General features: G+C 73.0%; 19 protein-coding genes. 10 read left to right on the plus strand and 9 right to left on the minus strand.

Annotation, left to right across the window (positions count from 1 at the left end):
* Nucleotides 1–142: 142 nt before the first annotated feature.
* From E2B92_RS33415 to E2B92_RS15685, 6 genes are all read right to left on the minus strand, one after another.
* On the minus strand, nucleotides 143–322 hold the full coding sequence (locus E2B92_RS33415; protein ID WP_126885832.1) for a hypothetical protein: 180 nt from the start codon (nucleotides 320–322) through the stop codon (nucleotides 143–145).
* A gap of 184 nt (nucleotides 323–506) precedes the next feature.
* The gene (locus tag E2B92_RS15665) at nucleotides 507–1,439 is read right to left on the minus strand and encodes an alpha/beta fold hydrolase (RefSeq protein ID WP_126885835.1); all 933 of its coding nucleotides are present in this window, start codon (nucleotides 1,437–1,439) and stop codon (nucleotides 507–509) included.
* Nucleotides 1,436–1,942, minus strand: a complete 507-nt coding sequence (locus tag E2B92_RS15670; protein ID WP_126885837.1) for a phage holin family protein — start codon at nucleotides 1,940–1,942, stop codon at nucleotides 1,436–1,438. The genes E2B92_RS15665 and E2B92_RS15670 overlap by 4 nt, the downstream gene beginning before the upstream one ends.
* 40 nt (nucleotides 1,943–1,982) lie before the next feature.
* Nucleotides 1,983–3,461 (minus strand): Na+/H+ antiporter NhaA, encoded by a 1,479-nt coding sequence (nhaA, locus tag E2B92_RS15675; RefSeq protein ID WP_126885838.1) that lies wholly within the window; start codon nucleotides 3,459–3,461, stop codon nucleotides 1,983–1,985.
* Between the two features lie 293 nt (nucleotides 3,462–3,754).
* A complete protein-coding gene (gene acs / locus E2B92_RS15680; protein ID WP_185923611.1) occupies nucleotides 3,755–5,752 on the minus strand; it encodes an acetate--CoA ligase in 1,998 nt (665 codons plus the stop codon).
* A gap of 342 nt (nucleotides 5,753–6,094) precedes the next feature.
* A complete protein-coding gene (locus tag E2B92_RS15685) occupies nucleotides 6,095–8,863 on the minus strand; it encodes a bifunctional SulP family inorganic anion transporter/carbonic anhydrase (RefSeq protein WP_235023830.1) in 2,769 nt (922 codons plus the stop codon).
* A 597-nt stretch (nucleotides 8,864–9,460) separates the two neighbouring features.
* Here E2B92_RS15685 and E2B92_RS15690 point away from each other — a divergent pair.
* Nucleotides 9,461–10,702 (plus strand): hypothetical protein, encoded by a 1,242-nt coding sequence (locus tag E2B92_RS15690; protein ID WP_235023841.1) that lies wholly within the window; start codon nucleotides 9,461–9,463, stop codon nucleotides 10,700–10,702.
* Here the strand turns inward: E2B92_RS15690 and E2B92_RS15695 are convergent.
* On the minus strand, nucleotides 10,690–11,676 hold the full coding sequence (locus E2B92_RS15695) for an ATP-binding protein (protein ID WP_126885842.1): 987 nt from the start codon (nucleotides 11,674–11,676) through the stop codon (nucleotides 10,690–10,692). The two genes, E2B92_RS15690 and E2B92_RS15695, sit on opposite strands and share 13 nt — an antisense overlap.
* 112 nt (nucleotides 11,677–11,788) lie before the next feature.
* Here E2B92_RS15695 and E2B92_RS15700 point away from each other — a divergent pair, with 112 nt between their 5' ends.
* Complete coding sequence (locus tag E2B92_RS15700; RefSeq protein ID WP_126885844.1) at nucleotides 11,789–12,640, plus strand: oxidoreductase; 852 nt, start codon at nucleotides 11,789–11,791, stop codon at nucleotides 12,638–12,640.
* A 715-nt stretch (nucleotides 12,641–13,355) separates the two neighbouring features.
* On the opposite strand, the gene E2B92_RS15705 is transcribed toward E2B92_RS15700, so the two are convergent.
* Nucleotides 13,356–14,186 (minus strand): HAD family hydrolase, encoded by an 831-nt coding sequence (locus E2B92_RS15705; protein WP_126885846.1) that lies wholly within the window; start codon nucleotides 14,184–14,186, stop codon nucleotides 13,356–13,358.
* Between the two features lie 570 nt (nucleotides 14,187–14,756).
* Between E2B92_RS15705 and ssd the strand changes: the two genes are divergently transcribed.
* From ssd to E2B92_RS15740, 7 genes are read left to right on the plus strand one after another with little or no spacing between them, the layout of a single operon-like run.
* Nucleotides 14,757–15,860, plus strand: coding sequence for a septum site-determining protein Ssd (gene ssd / locus E2B92_RS15710; RefSeq protein ID WP_126885848.1), 1,104 nt, complete (start codon nucleotides 14,757–14,759; stop codon nucleotides 15,858–15,860).
* Nucleotides 15,857–17,008, plus strand: a complete 1,152-nt coding sequence (locus E2B92_RS15715) for a TadA family conjugal transfer-associated ATPase (RefSeq protein ID WP_126885850.1) — start codon at nucleotides 15,857–15,859, stop codon at nucleotides 17,006–17,008. The genes ssd and E2B92_RS15715 overlap by 4 nt, the downstream gene beginning before the upstream one ends.
* On the plus strand, nucleotides 17,005–17,853 hold the full coding sequence (locus E2B92_RS15720) for a type II secretion system F family protein (protein WP_126885852.1): 849 nt from the start codon (nucleotides 17,005–17,007) through the stop codon (nucleotides 17,851–17,853). Before E2B92_RS15715 ends, E2B92_RS15720 begins: the two co-directional genes overlap by 4 nt.
* Nucleotides 17,850–18,611 carry a type II secretion system F family protein gene (locus E2B92_RS15725; RefSeq protein ID WP_126885854.1) on the plus strand — a complete coding sequence of 254 codons (762 nt, stop codon included), beginning with the start codon at nucleotides 17,850–17,852 and terminating at the stop codon, nucleotides 18,609–18,611. Before E2B92_RS15720 ends, E2B92_RS15725 begins: the two co-directional genes overlap by 4 nt.
* A gap of 41 nt (nucleotides 18,612–18,652) precedes the next feature.
* On the plus strand, nucleotides 18,653–18,865 hold the full coding sequence (locus E2B92_RS15730; RefSeq protein WP_235023831.1) for a DUF4244 domain-containing protein: 213 nt from the start codon (nucleotides 18,653–18,655) through the stop codon (nucleotides 18,863–18,865).
* Nucleotides 18,852–19,217, plus strand: a complete 366-nt coding sequence (locus E2B92_RS15735; protein ID WP_126885858.1) for a TadE family type IV pilus minor pilin — start codon at nucleotides 18,852–18,854, stop codon at nucleotides 19,215–19,217. Before E2B92_RS15730 ends, E2B92_RS15735 begins: the two co-directional genes overlap by 14 nt.
* Complete coding sequence (locus tag E2B92_RS15740; RefSeq protein WP_235023832.1) at nucleotides 19,214–19,750, plus strand: Rv3654c family TadE-like protein; 537 nt, start codon at nucleotides 19,214–19,216, stop codon at nucleotides 19,748–19,750. Before E2B92_RS15735 ends, E2B92_RS15740 begins: the two co-directional genes overlap by 4 nt.
* On the opposite strand, the gene E2B92_RS15745 is transcribed toward E2B92_RS15740, so the two are convergent.
* Complete coding sequence (locus E2B92_RS15745; RefSeq protein ID WP_126885860.1) at nucleotides 19,692–22,169, minus strand: DEAD/DEAH box helicase; 2,478 nt, start codon at nucleotides 22,167–22,169, stop codon at nucleotides 19,692–19,694. The genes E2B92_RS15740 and E2B92_RS15745 overlap by 59 nt on opposite strands.
* Before the next feature lie 79 nt (nucleotides 22,170–22,248).
* Here E2B92_RS15745 and E2B92_RS15750 point away from each other — a divergent pair, with 79 nt between their 5' ends.
* Nucleotides 22,249–22,602: an STAS domain-containing protein gene (locus E2B92_RS15750; protein WP_126885862.1), complete on the plus strand. Its 354-nt coding sequence runs from the start codon at nucleotides 22,249–22,251 to the stop codon at nucleotides 22,600–22,602.
* Nucleotides 22,603–23,151: the final 549 nt, after the last annotated feature.

A 23,151-nucleotide genomic window follows, 5' to 3' on the forward strand; every position in this document is an offset into this window, starting at 1 on the left:
CGCCTGCGCCCCGCGTACCGCGCACTGCTGCGCCCGCGTACTGCGCGCCGCCCGCGCCTGCGCCCCGCGTACCGCGCCCCGTACAGCCGTCGGCGCGGTACGCGTGAGCGCTCAGCGAGCTCCGCGCGTACGCCCCGGCGCGCTAGCCGCGCGTATGCCGCAGGCGGGCGGAGACCCAGCGGGCCCTGCGGCGGAGGATGCGGGAGATCCCGAGACGGGGGTCCGGCCCCTGAGCTGCCGGTGGGCCGCTCCTCGGGGGGATCGGCGCGGAGGCCGAGCGGCGGTTGCGTGCTGCGTCAGCGTAGTCGTGCGTCCAGCCCATACCCCGACGTCTGCCCGGGCCCCAAGGTCGGTAACCGCCTGGGGGGCCGCCAATTGGCCTATGCGGGCGGCAATTGGCCGTTCGTCACACAACCGGTTCGTCGTTCAACCGTACGAACATCCCGCGTGGCGACGGGCAGTGGCATCCCCGCCACCGGCCCGTCACCGAACCCGCTACCAGTCGGCTACCGGTCCGGCTCGGGGTCCTTGAGCCAGTTGATGAGCTCCGTGGAGAACGCCACCGGGTCCTCTTCATGGGGGAAGTGACCCAGCCCGTCGAACAGCCGCCATCTGTACGGCGCTTCCACGTACTCGCCCGAGCCCGCCGCGCTGCGCGTGCGCATCGCCGGGTCCAGGGAGCCGTGCAGGTGCAGCGTCGGCACCCGTACGGGCCGCTTCATACGGCGGTTGAACTGGATGCCGTCCGGGCGGGCCAGCGACCGCACCATCCACCGGTACGGCTCGATCGAGCAGTGCGCCGTCGACGGGATGGTCATCGCCCGCCGGTACGCGCCGATCTCGTCCTCGCCCAGTTGCTGACCCGGCCCCGACCAGTCGCGGAGCAGCCGGCCCACCAACGCCGCGTCGTCCGCGACGAGCTGACGCTCAGGCAGCCATGGCCGCTGGAAGCCCCAGACGTACGAACCGGCCCGCGACTGCGAGAAGTCCGACAGCATCGCCGAACGCCACCGCCGGGGGTGCGGCATCGACGAGACGGCCAGCCGGCGCACCAGCTTCGGCCGCATCACCGCCGCCGTCCACGCCAGGTACCCGCCCAGGTCGTGCCCGACCAGGGCCGCGTCCGGCTCACCGAGCGAGCGCACCACGCCCGTGATGTCCAGCGCCAGGTTCGCCGGGTCGTAACCGCGCGGCGTACGGTCGCTGCCGCCCACGCCCCGCAGGTCCATCGCGACCGCGCGGAACCCCGCGTCGGCGAGCGCGGGCAACTGGTGCCGCCACGTCCACCAGAACTGCGGGAAGCCGTGCAGCAGCAACACCAGCGGGCCGTCGCCCATCTCGGCGATGTGGAAGCGCGCCCCATTGGCCGCCACGTCGCGATGTGTCCAGGGACCATCGATCCGTACGGGGCTGCCGGTGCTGCTCTCAGGGGCGGTCATGCAGACGAGCGTGCCACAACCCCGGCCTCGTCCTCGCCACGAAGAGCGGGACGAACCGGACGGGACGAAACGGTGACGGAGGCCTCACGCGGGTGCGGCTTGGCGTTGCCGAGCACGGCGGCCGTCTGCTTGGCCGAGGCCATGGACCGCTCCGGCGGCTTGACCTTCTTGAACTTGGACACCGCGATCACCGCCAGCAGACCGGCCAGAACCAGGTACGCGCCGCCGACGATCAGGAACGACCAGGCGAGCCCGAGGCCCAGATTGTGGATGCCGTACGCGGCGGCGAAGCTCAGCACGGGAAGCGAGAAGAGCGCGAAGACGCCCGCGACGCTCATGGCCGCACCGCCCATCGCGCCGCGCTTGACGTCCTGTCGCAGTTCGGCCTTGGCCAGCGCGATCTCGTCGTGGACCAGCGCGGACATCTCGGCGGTCGCCGAGGCGACCAACTGGCCGAGGCTGCGCTCGGCGCCGGGTCCACCATTGTCGGCGGGGTAGCTCATCGTCTCGCTCCCTCTTCTTCTCCTACGGTCCGACCTCAGATCATGCCGGACGGTCGCCGTCCGTGCGCGGTGCCCCCGCCACTTCCGCCTGCCCGGACTCCCCTCCGGAGGCGGCCGTGTCCCCCGGCGCGGCCGTCTCCGCCGCCGCGGCCGCCTCCGCGAGTCGCCGGTGCTCGGCGGCCTTCTTCTCGTGGATCTCCGCCATCCGCAGGTGGTACGCGGGGTCGTGCAGTTCGTACACGTCCGGTATGCCGTCCATGTCGTCGTCGCGCTCCTCCTCCGCGAGCAGCGCCTGGTACCGGCGCACGCGCAGCTTCAGCAGGATCGCGGCGAATACGGCGGCGATGAGCGAGCCCATCAGGACGGCCGCCTTGACCTCGTCGGTCAGCGCGGCGTCCCCGGCGAACGCCAGCTCGCCGATGAGCAGCGAGACCGTGAAGCCGATGCCCGCGAGCGTGGCGACGGCGAACAGATCCGCCCAGGTCAGGTCCTCGTTGAGCTCCGCTCTTGTGAAGCGCGCCGCGAGCCACGTACCACCGAAGATGCCGACGGCCTTGCCGACCACCAGGCCGAGCACCACACCGAGCGTCTCGGGCGTGGTGAACACGTCGGCCAGCGCGCCGCCCGTGACGGCCACGCCCGCCGAGAACAGCGCGAACAGCGGCACCGCGAACCCGGCCGACAGGGGCCGGACCAGGTGCTCGATGTGTTCGCCGGGGGAGTGCTCCTCGCCGTCCCGGCGGGTGCAGCGCAGCATCAGGCCCATGGCGACGCCGGCGATGGTGGCGTGGACGCCGCTGTTGTACATCAGGCCCCAGATGACCAGGGCGAGCGGCACGTACACGTACCAGCCGCGCACGCCCGTGCGCAGCAGCAGCCAGAAGACGACGAGTCCGGCGACGGCGCCGCCGAGTGCGGCGAAGTTCAGGTCGTTGGTGAAGAAGACCGCGATGATGAGGATCGCGAAGAGGTCGTCGACGACGGCCAGGGTGAGGAGGAAGGCGCGGAGCGCGGAGGGCAGTGAGGTGCCGATGACGGCGAGCACCGCGAGTGCGAAGGCGATGTCCGTGGCGGTCGGGACCGCCCAGCCGTCCAGCGAGCCGCCGCCGCCGAGGTTGACCATGGCGTAGACGAGGGCCGGGGCGATCATTCCGCAGAGCGCGGCGATCACGGGGAGCGCGGCCGCCTTGGGGTCGCGCAGCTCGCCGGCCACCAGTTCACGCTTGAGTTCGATGCCGGCGACGAAGAAGAAGACGGCGAGCAGCCCGTCGGCCGCCCAGTGCTGGATGGACAGGTCCAGCCCGAGGGCGGCGGGGCCTATGTGGAAGTCGCGTACGGTCTCGTAGCTGCCGCTGATCGGAGTGTTCGCCCAGACGAGGGCGGCTATGGCGGCGAGGAGGAGCAGGACGCCGCCGACGGTCTCGGCGCGCAGCGCTTCGGCGACGTAGGTCCGCTCGGGGAAGGGGAGGCGTCCGAGGAACTTCCGGGCGGGGGAAGGAGTCGGGTTGGGCGCGGCCACGGGCGAGGACCTCCGGTCGGTTCAGCGGGCAGGACGACGTACCTGCCGACCAGACTTCCCGGCGCACCCTGAGGATTTTGTCGCTTTGTTGACGCGATCCTCACCCTACCCGGCGGACGCGAGGAGGGCACCCGGCACGTCGTGCACGTCGTGCATGACGTGCACACACGGCCGGGTGCCCTCCTCACGCTGATCGATGCCGCCCCGGGCGCCGGTGTCCCGGTGCCGCCCCGGATGCCGGTGTCCCGGTGCCGGGCCGGCTTCACGCCACCCGTCGGTCCCTCGGCCTCCGGTCAGTCCTCGCTGGAGGCGGTCGGGAGCTTGGACTGGATCAGGTCCATCACGGACGAGTCGGTGAGGGTGGTGACGTCACCGAGCTGACGGTTCTCCGCCACGTCACGCAGCAGGCGCCGCATGATCTTGCCGGAACGGGTCTTCGGCAGCTCGGCCACCGGCAGGACGCGCTTCGGCTTGGCGATCGGCCCGAGCGTGGCGCCCACGTGGTTGCGGAGGTCGGCGACGAGGCTGTCGTCCTCGCTGGCCGTACCGCGCAGGATCACGAACGCCACGATGGCCTGACCGGTCGTCTCGTCGGCCGCGCCCACGACCGCCGCCTCGGCCACCTTGGGGTGGGAGACCAGCGCCGACTCGACCTCGGTGGTGGAGATGTTGTGGCCGGACACCAGCATCACGTCGTCCACGCGCCCGAGCAGCCAGATGTCCCCGTCGTCGTCCTTCTTGGCGCCGTCGCCCGCGAAGTACTTGCCCTCGAAGCGCGACCAGTAGGTGTCGATGAACCGCTGGTCGTCGCCCCAGATGGTGCGCAGCATCGACGGCCACGGCTCGGTGAGCACCAGGTAGCCGCCGCCCCCGTGGGGGACCTCGTTCGCCTCGTCGTCGACGACCGTGGCGGAGATGCCCGGCAGGGGCCGCTGCGCCGACCCGGGCTTGGTCTCCGTGACGCCCGGGAGCGGCGAGATCATCATGGCGCCGGTCTCGGTCTGCCACCAGGTGTCCACGATCGGGGCCTTGCCGCCACCGATGTTCTCCCGGTACCAGATCCACGCCTCGGGGTTGATCGGCTCACCGACCGACCCCAGGACGCGCAGCGACGACAGGTCGAACTTGGCGGGGATGTCGTCGCCCCACTTCATGAACGTACGGATCGCGGTCGGCGCGGTGTAGAGGATCGTGACGCCGTACTTCTGGACGATCTCCCAGAACCGGCCCTGGTGCGGGGTGTCCGGCGTGCCCTCGTACATCACCTGCGTCGCGCCGTTGGCCAGTGGCCCGTACACGATGTACGAGTGGCCGGTCACCCAGCCGATGTCGGCGGTGCACCAGTAGACGTCCGTCTCCGGCTTGAGGTCGAAGACGGCGTGGTGCGTGTACGCCGCCTGCGTGAGGTAGCCGCCGGAGGTGTGCAGGATGCCCTTCGGCTTACCCGTGGTGCCGGACGTGTAGAGGATGAAGAGCGGGTGCTCCGCGTCGAAGGCCTCGGGGATGTGCTCGGTGGACTGGCGGGCCACGATGTCGTCCCACCACACGTCCCGGCCCTCGGTGAACGCCGTGTCCTGGCCGGTACGGCGCACCACCAGGACGTGCTCCACCTGCGGGCACCTGGCGACGGCCTCGTCGATGGCCGGCTTGAGCGCGGACGGCTTGCCGCGCCGGTAGCCGCCGTCGGCCGTGATGACCAGCTTGGCGTCGGCGTCCTGGATACGGGAGGCCACGGCGTCGGCCGAGAAGCCGCCGAAGACGACCGAGTGCGCGGCACCGATACGGGCGCAGGCCAGCATCGCGACGGCGGCCTCGGGGATCATCGGCATGTACACCGCGACCCGGTCGCCCTTGCGGACGCCCAGTTCGGTCAGCGCGTTGGCCGCCTGGGAGACCTCGTCCTTGAGCTGGGCGTACGTGATGGCGCGGCCGTCACCCGGCTCGCCCTCGAAGTGGATCGCGACCCGGTCGCCGTGCCCGGCCTCGACGTGCCGGTCCACGCAGTTGTACGCCACGTTGAGCTCGCCGTCGGCGAACCACTTGGCGAACGGCGGGTTCGACCAGTCGAGCGTCTCGGTCGGCTCGGTGGCCCAACTGAGCCGACGTGCCTGCTCGGCCCAGAAGCCGAGCCTGTCCGCCTTGGCCTGCTCGTACGCGGCCGCCGTCACATTGGCGTCGGCGGCCAGTCCGGCGGGCGGTGCGAAGCGCCGCTCCTCTTTGAGGAGGTTGGCCAGGCTCTCGTTGCTCACGACATCTCCCATTCCCAGGGCGTCCGATGTGTCCCGGCCCATAGCTCATCAGCCCGACGCCCCGGGTGACAAGAGCCTCCGGCCTATTGGTTTAGACCTCTTTGGCGGAGGTGCCGGCGCCCGTCCGGCAGAGGTCCTTCCGGAGGTCCTCTCGCAGGTCCTGCACGAGGTCCTGTCGGAGTTCCTTTCGGAGTTCCTTTCGGGCGTCCGGGCTGACGTCCTGGCGGAAGTCCGGCGGGTCCGGCCGGCGTCGGCCGATGGGGTGAGCAGGGACAGGGTGGTCACGTGGCCCCTCCTCCCCGGGCGGTGGGGTGAAGGGGCCACCGCTCACTCCCACGGACGGGCCGGGCCGGAGGTTCACCGCCCGGGGAGCGAGGCAGGGGGTCAGGCAGGGGCCCCCTCCCTGGGCGCCGGCCGTACGGCCGGACGTGCGGTGGGGTGGGAGGACGAGTGACGGGCGTCGGTGGACGGCGCCGACGAGGGTTCCGACGGTGGACCGGACAGGGACGCGGTGGAGGGTGCGAGGGCTGAAGGGCCGGTCCGCGCTCCGGCGGACGGGGCCACCCACTCGAAGACGGCACCCTCGCCGTCCCCCCGGCCGTCCCCACGCGCACGCGTGCCACTGCCCACGCCCGCGCCCACGCCCACGAGGTCTGCGTCCGCGCCCACGAGGTCTGCGTCCGCGCCCACGAGGTCCGCGTCCGGGTCCACGGCGTCCGCGTCCACGGCGTCCGGGTCCGGGCCGGCGTTCGAGCCGGCGGCCGAGGCAGGGGCCGACCCCGGAGACGGGGCAGGGGCAGGGGCGGCGGCCGGGTCCGCCAGCAGGTACGCCTGCGCCTCACCCACGTGGAAGTACATGCCGTGCAGCTCCAGCGTGCCCTCGGCCAGGCGCCGCGCCACGGCTTCGTGAGCCTTCAGGTGCTCCAGTTGCTGCACCACATTGGCCAGGCACAACTGCTCGGCCGCATCGGCCGGCAGCCTGCCCGTGCCGTCGCCGGTCGGGCCTCCGGAGAGCCGCGCCCAGGTGCGGTGCGCGCTCTTCATCCGCTCCAGGCTGGGCAGACCGTGCCGCAGCCAGCGCCGCAACGGTGTCTCGGGCGCGTCCGGGTCGCTCCTGAGCAGCGTCTGCATCGCCCCGCAGTCCGAGTGCCCGCACACGGTGATGGACTGCACCCGCAGCACCTCGACCGCGTACTCGATCGCGGCCGCCACCGAGTCGTCCCCGCTCTCCGCGCCCGGCAGGGGGACCAGGTTGCCCACGTTGCGCACGGTGAAGAGGTCGCCCGGGCCGCTCGCCGTGATCATGCTGGTGACCAGCCGGGAGTCGGCGCACGTCAGGAAGAGCTGGGACGGCCGCTGGCCCTCGCGCGCCAGCCTGGCCAGCTCCTCACGCACGAACGGCGCCGTATTGCGCTGGAAGGAGCTGAGCCCGCTGGCCAGTTGATGCCCCTTACGCCGCTGTGGGGACCCGGCCGCCGGGTGCTCGCCGCAGTGGTGGTTGCGCCACGGCGTCCACGGGCGGCAGCAGGCGTGGGAGCCCGCGCCCGGTTCGGCGATCCGCACACCGGCGCGGCCGGTCATCTCGACCTGTCCGCCCCGGGCCAGGTGGGACATCTGCCAGTCCTGGAGGGTCTCGTACGCCGCGTGGTCCATGAAGGACCCGTCCAGCTCCACGACCACCTCGGCCCCCTGGGGGACCTGGTGCAGCGCCCGGGTCAGCCGGGGCACGGCGAGGAACGTCAGTTGTCCCCGGACGCGGATGTGCTCCACGCCGTCCTTGGTCTCCCTGGAGATCCGGGTCCTGGTCAGCCGGTGCATGGCGACACCACTGGCCACGACGATGCCGAGCGCCACGCCCTGGAGGATGCCGACGAGGACGACCCCGGACACCGTCACGGCGTAGACGACCACCTCGCGGTGACGGGTGACGCTTCGGATGTGGGTGATGCTCACCATCTGGATGCCGATGACCATGACGAGCGCGGCGAGCGCGGGCAGCGGGATCAGATCCAGTACGGGTACGAGGACGAGGGCGGCCAGCACCACCCACAGGCCGTGCAGCATCGTGGAGTGCCGGCTCACCGCGCCCGCCGACACGTTCGCCACGCTGCGTACGGCGACGCCGGCGACCGGCAGCCCGCCGAGCGCTCCGGAGACGATGTTCGCGGCGCCCTGTCCCGCCAGTTCGCGGTCGAGGTTGGAGCGCGGGACGTGGACCGTGACGTTCTTGCGGGCGGCCGCCAGCTTGTCCACGGCGACGGCCGACAGCAGGGACTGGACGCTGGTGACGAGCGTGATGGTCAGGACGCCCAGGGCGATCCCGAGGACGGGTCCCTCGGGGAGGCCGGGCAGCGCGTGACTGCTCCAGGAGGGCAGGTCCACGCGCGGTACGCCGATCCCGGCCACGACGGCGAGGGCGGTGGCGGCGGCCACGGCGGCGAGCGCGGCCGGTACCGTCCGCAGGCCCCGGCCCACACGTCCGGGTAGCCGTGGCCACAGAAGCAGGAGGGCGACGGTCACGGCGCTCACGAACAGCCCGGCCATGTGCGGGTCGGCCAACTGCCCGGGCAGGCCGAGGAAGTTGTCCACGGCCGAGCTCTGCGGCGTGCCGCCGAGGACGACGTGGAGCTGGGCGAGGGCGATGGTGACGCCGATGCCGGCCACCATGCCGTGCACGATGGCCGGGGACACCACGAGGGCCGTGCGGGCCACCCGCAGGGCGGACAGCACGAGTTGGGAGAGCCCGGCCAGGACGGTGATGGCGCACGTGGTGCGCCAGCCGTACTTCTGGATGAGCTCGGCGGTGACCAGGGTGAGTCCCGCGGCCGGACCGCTGACCTGGAGCGGTGAGCCCCCCAGCCGGCCGGCGACGATACCGCCGACGGCGGCGGCCACCAGACCGGCCTGGAGGGGGGCTCCGGTGGCCAGCGCGATGCCGAGGGAGAGCGGCAGCGCGATGAGGAACACGGCGATGGAGGCCGACACGTCGGCGCCCGCGACGGGGAACCGGCGGCCCTTGCCCGGAGGTGGTGGGCTGTGCGGCCGGTTGAAACGTGGTCGCGCGGCGTCGAGCAGCGTACGGCCGAGGCGGCCGGGGCCGCCGGTGCGGGGCTCACGGGGGTCGTCGGTACGGGCGGGGACGCAGGCAGTCATGATTCCCGTCTCCTCCGGGTGGCGCGGTCGCGGTACGTGCGGGTCGAACGAACGTGGGGTCGCGGCCGTGGGTCACGGCGTGCAGCGGCGGGAGCTTGCCAACTCTCTGTAAACAGATCGTAATGGAGAGTAAAGACTCCGGCATTATTTTCGATGCAAATGGGGCAAAGTTTCATTCCATTCGGTGATTAGTCGTTCTAGTACGGCTTGTCGTATCTTCAAACCGACTTCCGTGGTGCGACGTTGACGGCGCTCCCAGCTCAGACCGCCGTGGACCACGAGAAGGGTGGGCGGAAGATGGCCGCCACGAAGAAGACCGCCGCGCACGGAAGCCCCCCGCGTGGCACCGCCCCGCACGCAACCGCCGGGCACCACACCACCGCCCCCGGCTCCGAAGTTCCCGGCGCCGAAGCCCCCGCCGCGGCCCACGAGGCGGCCCACGAGTCTGCCCGCCGGACGGTCCGCGGGACGGCCCGCCGGACGGTCGGCGGGGCGGTGTGCGGACGGCCGACCGGGCACGGGACCGTCTCCGGCCGGCGGCGGCGCCGGGGCCGGGGCACGGCCGGCACGGCGGTGGTGGCCGGGGTCGCGGCGGTGATGGCGGCCGGACTGACCGGATGCGGCGGTTCAGACGAGGGTGCCGGCGGCTCCGCCGGCCCCAAGCGGGCCGCGGCACCCAAGAGCGCGGTCCGCCTCATCGGCGACGGCTCGACCGCCTACACCGGTGCCCAGCCGGGGCTGCACAAGCCGCAGCGCCTCAAGCCCGGCCAGAAGCCGCCGCAGTTCGTGGTCTTCTCCTGGGACGGGGCCGGCGAGGACAGCCAGAAGCTGTTCTCCCACTTCCGCCAGGTGGGCCGGAAGTACGGGGCGACGATGACGTACTTCCTCAGCGGCGTCTATCTGCTGCCCGAGGAGAAGTCGACGCTGTACCGGCCGCCCGGCCACGCTCCCGGCCGCTCCGACATCGGGTTCAACGACACCGAGGGAATCCGCGACACCGTGCGCGAGCTGCGCGGCGCGTGGCAGGAGGGCAACGAGATCGGCACCCACTTCAACGGCCACTTCTGCGGCCCGGAGAGCGGTGTCGGCACCTGGTCGGTCGAGGACTGGAAGAGCGAGATCACCCAGGCCAAGGCCTTCGTGAAGAACTGGAAGACCCACTCGGGCCTGACCGCGGAGCAACCGCTGCCGTTCGACTACGAGACCGAACTGATCGGCGCCCGGACGCCCTGCCTGGAGGGACGGGACAACTTCGTCCGGGCCGCGAGCGAGCTCGGGTGGCGCTACGACACCAGCGGCGTCAACAACCAGGTCTGGCCGGGGAAGGACCGGGGCCTGTGGGACCTGTCCCTCCAGATGATTCCGATCCCGGGGCGGTCCTTCGAGACGCTGTCCATGGACTACAACTTCATGGTCAACCAGTCGGGCACGGCCAAGGGCGCGCCCTCCATGCACCAGTTCTGGGGCAACCAGTTCCGTGACGGCATGCTCCAGGCGTTCAACCGGGCCTACAACGGCAACCGCGCGCCGCTGATCATCGGCAACCACTTCGAGTCCTGGAACGGCGGCACGTACATGCGCGCCATCGAGGAGACCATCGCGAACGTCTGCGTCCGCAGCGACGTGCGGTGCGTGTCGTTCCGGCAGCTCGCCGACTGGCTGGACGCGCAGGACCCGGCCACCCTGGCGAAGCTGCGCACCCTCAAGGTCGGGGAGGCTCCCAGGGACGGCTGGACGGCCTTCCTCGCCGCCCAGCCCTCCGTGCCCGTGCCCGCGGCGTCCGGCGCGCCCTCGCCCGCCGGTCCGCCCAACGCCGCCGTCCGCCGTCAGGCGGGCTGAACGGCGCCGAGCCCTTCACCGAGTACGAAGCCGGGGTCGACCTGCGCGGCCAGGTCGGCCCCCGTCTTCGCGTTGCCCCAGCTCTCCGCGTTCTTCAGGTGGAAGTGCACCATCTGGCGCGTGTAGCGCTCCCAGTCCCGGTGCCGGTACGAGTCGTCCGCGGTGTTCTGGAGGGACTGGAGCGCCATCCGGTTCTCGGCCTCCAGCAGCTCGAAGCGCGCCGGGCGGCCCTTCTCCATGGAGCGGACCCAGTCGGAGTGGCCGACCGTGACGAGCAGGTCGTCGCCGATCTCCTCGCGCAGGAAGTCCACGTCCTCCATGCCCTGCACCTTGTTGCCGACGACCCTGAGCGCCACGCCGAAGTCCCGCGCGTATTCCTTGTACTGGCGGTAGACGGAAACGCCCTTGCGGGTCGGCTCGGCGACCAGGAACGTCATGTCGAAGCGCGTGAACATCCCGGACGCGAACGAGTCCGAGCCGGCCGTCATGTCGACCACGAGGTACTCGTCCGGCCCGTCGACCAGGTGGTTCAGGCACAGCTCCACCGCGCCGACCTTCGAGTGGTAGCAGGCCACCCCCAGGTCCGACTCCGTGAACGGCCCGGTCGCCATCAGCCTGATTTCGCCGTCGTCCAGACGGACCGGCCGGGCGCACGCGTCGTACACCGGGTTGTCCTCACGGATACGCAGCAGCCGCGAGCCCTCGCCCGGCGGAGTCGTTTTGATCATCGTCTCGGCGGACGGGATGCGCGGGTTGGTGCCGCGCAGATACTCCTTGATCAGCGGCAGGTGCGCACCCATCGCCGGCAGCGCGGCCGCCGCGGCCTCGTCGAGCCCGAGCGCCGCCCCGAGGTGCTGGTTGATGTCGGCGTCCACCGCGAGGACGGGGGCCTCATTGGCGACGAGGTGGCGGATGAAGAGCGAGGACAGCGTGGTCTTCCCGCTGCCGCCCTTCCCTACGAAAGCGATCTTCATGTTCAGGTAGCGTAGCGGCCTGTAGTGGAGCGACTGCGGCAAGTCGCGGTTATGTATGAGGAACGCCACTCCAAGGTGGGGCCGGAGTGCCGGGCGCGTAGCCTCGCTACCTATGAGTACGAATCCCGCTGACCCGCTGGTCGCGCTGGGCGCGCTGCCGGGTGTGCCCGATGCCGTGGACTCCGTTCGCAAGGCCATCGACCGGGTCTACGGGCACCGTGTGATGCGGCGCCGCAGCAATGAGGTGACCTCGGAGGCCGCACTGCGCGGCGCGCGCGCCTCGGCGGCGCTGTCCGGCGCGGACTGGGCGCTGGAGGAGGTGCGCCGCCGGACCGACTTCGGTGGTGATGCGGAGGCGCGGACGGTCGGAGCCGCGCTGCGGCTGGGCGCCGAGGCGGGGCAGCTCCTGTCGATCTGGCGCCAGTCGCCGATGCGCGTGCTGGCCCGGCTCCACCTGGTCGCGGTGGGCGAGGCGGCCGGGGCGACGGGAGCAGCCGGGGTGGCCGGCATGGATTCGGTCGGGCGGCCGAGGCGCGACGGCGAGGCCGTCGACGAGCCGCTGATCGACGCGCCGCTGCCGGACGCCGGGGAGGTCGCGGGACGGCTGGAAGGGCTTTCCGATCTGATCGTCGCCGGCAGCTCGGCCCCGGCCCTGGTGACGGCCGCCGTGGTGCACGGCGAACTGCTGGCGCTGCGGCCCTTCACCTCGTACAGCGGACTGGTCGCGCGGGCGGCCGAGCGGATCGTGCTGATCGGCAGCGGGCTGGACCCGAAGGCGATCTGCCCGGCGGAGGTCGGCCATGCCGAGCAGGGCCACGCGGCCTATGTGGCGGCGTTCGAGGGATACCTGTCCGGTACGCCGGAGGGCATGGCTGCCTGGATCGCCCACTGCGGTCGCGCCGTGGAACTGGGCGTCCGCGAGTCCACCGCCGTCTGCGAGGCCCTCCAGCGCGGCGCGGCATAGGGCTGCGGGGCGGTCTGGGCGGCGGGACGGCGCGTAGGGCTGCGGGGCGGCCTGGGCGGCGGGACGGCGCGTAGGGCTGCGTGATGGCGCAGGGCCGGTGGCGGCCCGGTCTGCGGGGCGGCGTTGGCGGCTCAGGGCCCGCGTCATGGGCCCGTGCGGCCTGGGCTGCGGGGCGGCGCTTCGGGCCCCGTGCGGATGGGGGCTGCGGGGGTAAGGCTCACGCGGCCTGGCTCGTGCGTCCCTAGAGCCGCTGATTGCGATGCACAGTCTCGGGCGGCCCGTGCGGCTCGGCCTGCTGGTCGCCCTTCAGGCCCGGCGGCATAGGGCTGCGGGGCGCGGCGCAGGGCTTCTTACAGGGTTGCGGCGGTACCGCTGAGCGGTACCGCCGCTGGCACGTCCGCCGAGTTACCATGCGTCCTCGATATGTGCCCATCAGGCGGGGACTTTGCCCGACGCCTGGTGCGGCTGGCCCGTAATCGACGGGTCGACGTCGCGTGGGTGCTCAGCTTTCGTGCTGTTCGGTCCGTGGGGCCTTCTTGCTCAACAGGTAATCCTTTCGGATGCCTCGGTCTCGCGGGCCGTTAAGTCCTTTGTACTACCGTCCGGGGGGATGCGAAAGCCCTCGCTCCACTTTTTACTTTTGGCGCTTGATGCCCCTTACCAGGCCTGATGGCCGGGCCGTTCCCCACTGGTATGGCATGCCATCCCTACGACGTCACGCCGACTGGCGACGCCGGCTGGCGTACCAGACGAGGCCGGCCGTGGCCGCCGCCGCACCCACCGCAGCGGCGGCGACGAGGGCGGGGCGCGGGGGCATCCGGAAGGCGGGCAGGCGCTGCTTCAGCCGCACCGGCCGGTTGAAGACGAGAACCGGCCAGTCGCGCGCCGCCGCCTCCCGGCGCAGCGCGCGGTCGGGGTTGACCGCGTACGGGTTGCCCACGGCCTCGAGCATGGGTAGATCCGTGGCCGAGTCGCTGTACGCGTAGCAGCGGGAGAGGTCGTACCCCTCGGTCTCGGCCAGCTCGCGGATCGCTTCAGCCTTGGTGGGGCCGTAGGCGTAGTACTCCACCTCCCCGGTGAAGCAGCCGTCGTCGCCGACGACCATCCGCGTCGCCACGACCCGGTCGGCACCCAGCAGCTCGCCGATGGGTTCGACGACCTCCGCGCCGGAGGTGGAGACGATCACGACGTCCCGGCCGGCGGCGTGGTGCTCCTCGATGAGGGACGCCGCCTCGTCGTAGATGATCGGGTCGATCAGGTCGTGCAGGGTCTCGGCGACCAGCTCCTTGACCTGCTGGACGTTCCAGCCCTTGCAGAGGGCGGACAGGTACTCCCGCATCCGCTCCATCTGCTCGTGATCGGCGCCGCCGGCCAGGAAGACGAACTGGATGTAGGCAGTCCGCAGTACGGCGCGGCGGTTGATCAGACCGCCTTGGTAGAAGGACTTGCTGAAGGTCAACGTCGATGACTTCGCAATGACCGTCTTGTCCAGGTCAAAGAAGGCTGCTGTGCGCGGCAAGGAGTGGTTTTCCACGAGGCGAAGCATAGGTGCCCGCCATTCGGCGTACGCTGGGGCGTGTGGGTTTGCCTGAGAAGGCTCTCGGGTACACCATGGAAGTCACGGATCGTTCGCGACCGTGCTAACCCGGTCCGGCTCCTCCCCCCCCGAGTCGGCCGGAGAGACGACCCCCGCTCTCCCCCCCGGCGGGGGTCGTCGCATGTCCGGACGCGTTTTCGCCCGTGTCGTGCGGCTTGAACCGATCATCACGCTCCTCCCTCCTCCACTCCGGCGCGCGGCTCGCGACGCCGCTCGTTCGTCACTCAGTGTAGTCGCGACGCTGCTCTGTGGAAGTCGCTGGTATGGGCTAACGGGATATTCACAACCGGCAAGTTGTCCACAGTTTTTGAGCAAGATCCACTTCTTTTCCGGAAGCCGTGCACCGTGATTCCGGTCGCGAAGTCCGCGGAGGCGAGGAATCACAGATCTCTCGTCCGCGGGGGCGGGACACGACTTCGTGTCGACTTCACGCCGACCGCACGTCGACTTCGCGCCGCCCGTCGCGGCGTATCGCACGGACGGGACACCGGAGAAGACAGGGGAGAGGGGGCGTAGATCATGGCCGGATCCATCACATCCGACCGCGCGCCGACCGGTGAGGGCCGGCGGGCCGGACCGCTGATCGTCACCGAGGACGCGGACCTGCTGGACGACCTGCTGCGGCTGTGCGCCGCTGCGGGCGCGCACCCGGAGGTGTACCACTCGGTGCCCGAGCGCGGTGCCTGCTGGGAGGCCGCGCCACTGATCCTGGTGGGCGACGACGCGGCGGCCCGTTGCCGGGGCGCGGTACGGCGGCGCGGCGTGCTGCTCGTGGGGCACGACCAGGACGATCCGGAGGTGTGGCGGCGGGCGGTCGAGATCGGTGCGGACTGTGTGCTGCGGCTGCCCGACGCCGAGGGCTGGCTCGTCGACCGGATCGCGGACGTGGTCGAGGGCGCGGGGCGGCAGGCCCTCACCGTCGGGGTGATCGGCGGGCGCGGTGGCGCCGGGGCGTCGACGCTGGCCTGTGCGCTGGCCGTCACGGCGGCGCGCGAAGGGCGGCGGACGATGCTCGTGGACGGTGATCTACTGGGCGGCGGGCTCGACGTCCTGCTGGGAGGCGAACAGGCGGAGGGGCTGCGCTGGCCGGATCTGGCCGCCTCCAAGGGGCGGGTCGCCGGCGGGGCGCTGGAGGAGTCACTGCCCTCCCTGTGGGGACTGCGGGTCCTGAGCTGGGACCGGGGTGACGCGGTGACGATCCGGCCGGAGGCGATGCGGTCGGTACTGGCGGCGGCACGCAGGCGCGGCGGTGTGGTGGTCGTTGATCTGCCGCGCCGGGTCGACGACGCCACCGCCGAGGCCCTGGCACAACTGGACCTGGGGCTGCTGGTCGTGCCCGCCGAACTGCGGGCCGTCGCGGGTGCCAAGAGGGTGGCGTCCATGGTCGGCATGGTGCTGCGGGACCTGCGAGTGGTGGTGCGCGGGCCTTATGCGGCCGGGGTCGACGAGCAGTGGGTCGCGCGGGTACTGGACCTGCCGCTCGTTGGGGAAATGCCCCTGGAGGTGGGCCTCTTGGCCGCCCTGGACGCGGGCACTCCGCCGGGCGACAGCGCGCGGGGGCCGCTGGGGCGGTTCTGTACCGCCTTCTGGGAGCGGGCCCTGGCCGGGGACGGTGCGCCATGACGGCGGCTCTGCTGGAAGCCGTTCGGCAGCGGCTCGTGGAGAGCGGCACGGACCCCACACCGGCCGGTGTGGCGGCGGCACTGCGGGCCCAGGGCAGGCTGCTGGGAGACACCGAAGTGCTCGGTGCGGCCGAGCGGTTGCGTGGAGAACTGGTCGGGACCGGTCCGCTGGAGCCGTTGCTCGCCGATCCGGCGGTCACGGACGTGCTCGTGTCGCAGCCCGACCGGGTGTGGGTGGACCGGGGTGCCGGACTGGAGTTGTCGGGTGTGACGTTCCCCGACGCGGCGGCGGTGCGCAGGCTGGCGCAGCGCCTGGCGGCGGTGGCGGGTCGGCGGCTGGACGACGCCCGGCCGTGGGTGGACGCCAGACTCCCGGACGGGACGCGGATGCACGCGGTGCTGCCTCCGGTGGCGGTCGGTTCGACCTGCCTGTCGCTGCGGGTGGTGCGGCCCCGGGCCTTCTCGCTGGGCGAGTTGACGGCGGCGGGGACGGTGCCGCCGGGCGGGGACGGCGTGCTCAGGGCCCTGGTCGAGGCCCGGGTGTCGTATCTGATCAGCGGCGGCACGGGGTCGGGGAAGACGACGCTGCTGTCCACGCTGCTGGGTCTGGTCGGGGAGCGTGAGCGGATCGTCCTGGCCGAGGACTCGGCCGAGTTGCGGCCCGATCACCCCCATGTGGTGCGGCTGGAGGCACGGCCGCCGAATCAGGAGGGCGCGGGCCTGGTGACGCTGCGGGACCTGGTGCGCCAGGCGCTGCGGATGCGGCCCGACCGGTTGGTGGTCGGTGAGGTGCGCGGCTGCGAAGTCACGGACCTGCTCGCCGCCTTGAACACCGGCCATGAGGGCGGCTGCGGGACGGTGCACGCCAACACGGCCGCCGATGTGCCGGCGCGGCTGGAGGCGCTGGGGACGGCCGCCGGTCTCGACCGGGCGGCGCTGCACAGCCAGGTGGCGGCCGGCCTGTCGGTGGTGGTCCATCTCGCGCGGGACCGGGAAGGGCGGCGCCGGATCGCGGAGGTTCATGTGCTCGAGCGGGACGCGCGGGGGCTTGTGGAGACGGTTCCCGCGCTGCGGTGGGCTGCCGAGGGGTTCCTGCACGAGCGGGGCTGGGAGCGGCTGCGGTCGTTGATCGGAGGTGCGCCGTGGTGACGGGACAACCGGTGTACGCGGCGGTGTGCGCGGGTGCCGCGGTCTGGCTGCTGCTGGACCGGCAGCGGGGGCCGCGGCGGGCGCGGTTGCTGTTCGCGGGCGGTGGCGAGACGGCGGTCCGGGCCGCCCCGTGGTCCTGGCGCCGGTGGACGCCGGTCGTGGGGTTACGGCGGGAGTGGGCGTGCCTGGTGGTGGCGGTGGTCCTGGCGGTGCTCGGCGAGTCGGTGCTGCCGCTGGTGGCCGGCGCGTGCGCGGTGCCTCTGGTGGCGCGGCGGCTGCGGGCGGCGGAGCGGGCCCGGGAGCGGGAGCGGCGGGCGGACGCGGTGATCGCGCTGTGCGGTGCGGTCGCCGGTGAGCTGCGCGCCGGGTGGCAGCCCGGGCAGGCGTTGCTGTGGGCGGCGCGCGACACCGGAGCCCTGGGCGGCGAGGAGGCGGCGGTCCTGGCGGCGGCGCGGTTCGGGGGCGACGTGCCGGAGGCGCTCCGGCGGGCGGCGCGGGAGGACGGCGCGGACGGCCTGGTGGGTCTGGCGACCTGTTGGCAGGTGGCCGTGGACGGCGGGGCCGGCCTCGCGGCGGGACTGGACCGGCTGGACGCGGCGCTGCGGGAGCGGCGGGACCAGCGGGAACGGCTGCGGGCCCAACTGGCGGGTGCGTGGGCGACCGTGGGGCTGCTGGCGTTGCTGCCGGTCGTGGCGCTCGCGATGGGCTGGGCGCTCGGCGCCGATCCGCTGCGGGTTCTCCTGCACACCCCGGCCGGCCTGGGCTGCCTGGCCGTGGGCGGGCTCCTGGAGGGGCTCGGCCTGTGGTGGGCCGGGCGGATCGTACGGGCCGGGGAGGAGCCGTGAGCGGCCGGCTCGTCCACACGGTGGGGGTGGCGGTGGCGCTGACCGCCGGCGTGGCCTGGGTGGCCTGGACGGTGGAGGCGGGCCGGCGGGAGCGCCGGGTGCGCCGGCGGATCGGCGCGCTGCTGGGCGCGGAGGACGGGCGGCGCGGAGTCTGGCGCCCCGAGTACGGGACGTGGGCGCGCGGCTGGGTGGCTCCGGCGGCAGCGGCGGCCGGCGGCTGGGTGCTGGTCGGCGGCAGTGCCGGGTGGGTGGTGGGCGTCGCGGCCGCGTACGGCGTGCGGAAGTGGCAGCGGCGCCCGCGTCCGGCGGGTGCCCGGGGCGGTGGGGCGGCGCACGGGCTGCCCCTCGCGGCGGATCTGCTGGCCGCGTGTCTGGCCGCCGGGGCCGGTCCGCGGGAGGCGGCGGAGGCGGTCGGCGAGTCGCTGGGCGGTGCGGTGGGCGACGGCCTGGCGAGGGCGGCCGCCGAGCTGCGCCTGGGCGGTGAACCGAGCGAGGTGTGGGGCCGGTTCGGCGCGATACCGGGCGCCGGACCGCTGGCCCGCTGCCTGGAGCGGGCGAGTGCCTCCGGTGCTCCGGCGGCCGACGCGGTCTCCCGGCTGGCCGCCGGGCTGCGGGCGGACCAGGCGCGGCGGGCCACGGCCCGCGCGCAGCGGGCGCAAGTGCTGATCACGGCACCGGTCGGGCTCTGCTTCCTGCCCGCTTTCCTCGCGGTCGGGGTGGCGCCGGTGGTCATCGCGCTGGCGGGCGAACTGTTGTGACGGATCGACATCTTCATGGGGGTTGTGGCATGTGGAATCGGATGACGAAGGCCCTGGTGGCGCGAGTACGCGGGACGCGCCTGATGCGCCTGGTGCGCGAGCGCGGGGACGCGGGGATGACGACCGCCGAGTACGCCATGGGCACGCTCGCGGCGGTCGCCTTCGCGGCCGTGCTCTACAAGATCGTCACGAGTGACGTCGTGTCGGGCGGGCTGGAGTCGGTGATCGGGAGGGCACTGAATGCCCAGTTCTGAACGGGGCGGTGATCGCGGGTCGGTGACGGCCGAGGCGGCGACGGTCCTGCCGGCGCTCGTGCTGTTCACGATGACGCTCGTGTGGGCGCTGGTGGCGGCCGCGGCGCAGATCCAGTGCGTGGACGCCGCGCGGGCCGGGGCGCGGGCGGTGGCCCGCTCAGAGCCGCGCGGGGAGGCGGTGGCTGCGGCGCGGTCGGCCGCGCCGAGCGGGGCCCGGGTGGCGGTCGAGCGGACCGGGGACCTGTGGCGGGTGCGGGTCGAGGCGCCCGCGCCCGGCCCCGGCGCCCTGGCCCTGACCCTCCACGCGGAGGCGGCCGCTCTGGCGGAGGACACCGTGGGGGTGACGCCATGAGGGTTTCGGGCGACGCCGAGGTGGGCGCGGGGACGGGCGCCGTGCATGGCGGGCCGGACCCCATGGAGGGCACCGGCTCGGGCGCGGGCTCCCGTGCCCCCCTCGGCCCGGGTGGCTGCTCGGCCTCCGGCGCCGGCGCGGGAGAGGGCGGCCGCGCGGGTGGCCCAGGGGGGCGCCGGTCGGACCGGGGCGCGGCGACGGTGTGGGCGGCCTTGGCGGCCACGGTGATGTGCGCGGTCTTCGCGGCGGTCCTCGCGCTGGGGCAGGCGGTCGCCGCGCGGCACCGGGCCGGGGGTGCGGCGGACCTGGCGGCGCTCGCGGCGGCGGACCGGGCCCTGTGGGGCGCGGCCGACGCGTGCGAGGCGGCGGCCCGGGTGGCACGGGCGCAGGGTGCGGAGGTCGTGCGGTGCACGGTGCGGGGTGAGATCGCGGAGGTGACGGCGCTGGCCCGGTTCGGGCCGTACGCGCCGGCGGTCAGGGCGAGGGCGGGGCCTCCTGGGGCGCTTCCGGGGCTTCCCGCAGCAGTTCCGTGAGCAGGCGGACGGCGCCCCGCTTGTGCAGGGGGTCGTTGCCGTTGCCGCACTTGGGCGACTGGATGCAGGAGGGGCAGCCCGCGTCGCATTCGCAGGACGCGATGGCGTCGCGGGTCGCGGTGAGCCATTCGCGGGCGGTGTGGAAGGCGCGTTCCGCGAAGCCGGCGCCGCCCGGGTGGCCGTCGTACACGAACACCGTCGGCAGCAGGGTGTCGGGGTGAAGCGGGACGGACACGCCGCCGATGTCCCAGCGGTCGCAGGTGGCGAAGAGCGGCAGCAGGCCGATGGACGCGTGCTCGGCCGCGTGCAGGGCGCCGCCCAGTTGCTCCGGGTTCACCCGGGCGGCGTCGAGCTGGTCCTCGGTGACGGTCCACCACACGGCGCGGGTGCGCAGGGTGCGCGGCGGCAGGTCGAGCTTGGTCTCACCGAGCACCTCGCCGGTGATCAGGCGGCGGCGGAGGAAGGAGACGACCTGGTTGGTCACCTCGACGGACCCGTAGCAGAGGCGTCCGTCGCCCCAGGGGATCTCGGTGTCGGTTTCGAGGACGGAGATGGCGGTGGTGTCGCGGGCGGTGGTGGAGTACGGCGGGCTGGCCTCCTCGACGAGGGCGACCGAGTCCTTGAGGTCCAGCTCCTTGACCAGGTAGGTGCGGCCCATGTGGAGGTGGACGGCCCCCTCGTGGACGGCGGCGTGGGCGGCCGACTCGTCGACCGTGCCGAGCAGCCGGCCGGTCCCGGCCTCGACGATCCGGACGGGGCTGCCGCCCTCGCCCCGGATGTCGGTGAGGTCGGCGGCGCGTTCGCGGCGTGTCCAGTACCAGCCGGACGGGCGCCGCCGCAGCAGGCCCGCCGACTCGAGCTGGGGCAGCAGCTCGGGGGCGGCCGGGCCGAACAGCGTCAGGTCCTCATCGGTGAGCGGGTGCTCCGCGGCCGCCGCGCACAAGTGGGGGGCGAGGACGTACGGGTTGTCGGGGTCCAGGACGGTCGACTCCACCGGCTGGCGGAACAGCGCGTCCGGGTGGTGGACGAGGAACGTGTCCAGCGGGTCGTCACGGGCCACGAGCACCGCGAGCGCCCCCTGCCCCGAGCGTCCGGCGCGGCCCGCCTGCTGCCACAGCGAGGCCCTGGTGCCCGGGTAGCCGGCGATCACCACGGCGTCCAGGCCCGACACGTCGATGCCCAGCTCCAGGGCGGTCGTGGCGGCGAGGCAGAGGAGGTCACCCGAGTGCAGGGCCCGCTCCAGGGCCCGGCGCTCCTCGGGCAGGTAGCCGCCCCGGTAGGCGGCGACCCGCTGGGGCAGCGAGCGGTCCACCTCCGCGAGGCGTTCCTTGGCGATGACCGAGATCAGTTCGGCGCCGCGCCGGGAGCGTACGAAGGCGACCGAGCGGACGCCCTGGACCGTCAGGTCCGTCAGGAGGTCGGCGGTCTCGGCAGTGGCGGTGCGGCGGACCGGCGCGCCCTGCTCGCCCTGGAGTTCGGTGAGCGGCGGCTCCCAGAGGGCGAAGACCAGCTCCCCGCGCGGGGAGGCGTCGTCGGCGACCTCGCGCACGGGCAGGCCGGTCAGCCGCCCGGCGGCCGCGGCCGGCTGGGCCGCGGTCGCGGAGGCGAGGAGGAAGACCGGGGAGGAGCCGTAGCGGGCGCAGACGCGCCGCAGCCGGCGCAGCACCTGGGCGACGTGCGAGCCGAAGACGCCCCGGTAGGTGTGGCACTCGTCGATGACGACATAGCGCAGGGCGCGCAGGAAGGAGGACCAGCGCGGGTGGGACGGGAGTATGCCCCGGTGGAGCATGTCGGGGTTGGTCAGTACGTAGTTCGCGTACTGGCGGACCCACTCCCGTTCCTCGACGGGCGTGTCGCCGTCGTACACGGCGGGCCGGACCCGGTTGCCCAGCGGGGCGGCGAGCGCCTTCACCGAGCGCCGCTGGTCGGCGGCGAGGGCCTTGGTGGGGGCGAGGTACAGGGCGGTGGTGCCCCGGCCGTTGGGCGCCTCGGAGCCGTCCAGCAGCGTGGACAGCACCGGTGCCAGATAGGCGAGGGACTTGCCGGACGCGGTGCCGGTGGCGATGACCACCGACTCGCCGTCCAGCGCGTGCTCGGCGGCGGCCGCCTGGTGCTCCCAGGGGTGCTCGATACCCGCCGTATGGATGGCGTTGATCACTTCTGGGCGGATGCGATCGGGCCAGACGGCATGCCTTCCCGCTCTTGGGGGCAGGTGCTCCGTATGAGTGATGCGCGCAGCCCGGTTCGCCCCTGCGGTGAGCCGGTCGAGGACCGTACCGGGGGTGGGTCGGGTGTCCCCGCTCTCGGGTGGTCGACTGGGGCGGTGATTCATGGCCATCGGCACCGAGTGTGTCACCGGCCTGACGGACAATGCTCCCAAGGCGTCGTGCATGGCTGCTGGTAAGTGATTGAATGCCATCGCGGCTGGCGATCCGTCCCCTGGCTCCGTCCGGAGAATCCGAGGGGCGACCGCTCGATAGCAAGGTGCTGGAGGATCCGTGGACCTGTCCCTGTCGACTCGCAATGTGTCCGGCCCCAGTGGCGACCGTACGGTCGTCGAGGTCGGTGGCGAGATTGATGTGTATACCGCGCCCAAGCTGCGCGAGCAGTTGGTCGAGTTGGTGAATGACGGCAGCTACCACCTGGTCGTCGACATGGAGGGCGTGGACTTCCTCGACTCGACCGGCCTCGGCGTGCTGGTGGGTGGCCTGAAGCGCGTGCGCGCGCACGAGGGCTCGCTGCGCCTGGTCTGCAACCAGGAGCGCATTCTCAAGATCTTCCGTATCACCGGTCTGACCAAGGTGTTCCCGATCCACACCACGGTCGACGAGGCCGTCGCGGCCACCGACTGAGTCGGCGCGCCGCACCGGTCGGCGACCGTCCTCGGTCGGCCGTCGGCACCCGTTCGGCCTCCTCGGGCCTCGGATTCCGAGACCGGATGGTTCGGTTCCGGATCATCGGCTCGGACCGTCCGTGTTCCGGACGGTTCGAGGTTCGCGCCCCGGACCGTCGGACTCGGACGGCCGGCCTCCGGTCCTTCGGGCTCCTGGGGCCCGGGACCTCGGCCGGACGGTTCGGCCCCGAGCCGGGTCCTCGCGGAACCGGTGTTCCGAGCGGTTCTGGTCCGGCGGCGCGTCCGGCCCGGCCCCGGTCGCCTCGTGGTCCGTCCGGGTCTCACCCGACCGGCCCACCGCCGACGACCGGCCGACCTGGTTGACCGGCCCACCGGCACCGACCGGACGGCCGGGAAGCCGCGAAGCCGGAGGAACCGGACCGTTCAGGGTGGCGGCGGTACCGGCCGGGCCGACACGGCGGTCCGGGACCGCGGTAGTCGGCATCGGCGGCGCCGACCGACGTGGGCCGCGACGGGCCGAGTCGGCCCGGCGTCACCGGATCAGCTC

Origin of the sequence: Streptomyces sp. WAC05374 (assembly GCF_004353505.1) — a bacterium.
In the GTDB taxonomy this organism is placed as follows: Bacteria; Actinomycetota; Actinomycetes; order Streptomycetales; family Streptomycetaceae; genus Streptomyces.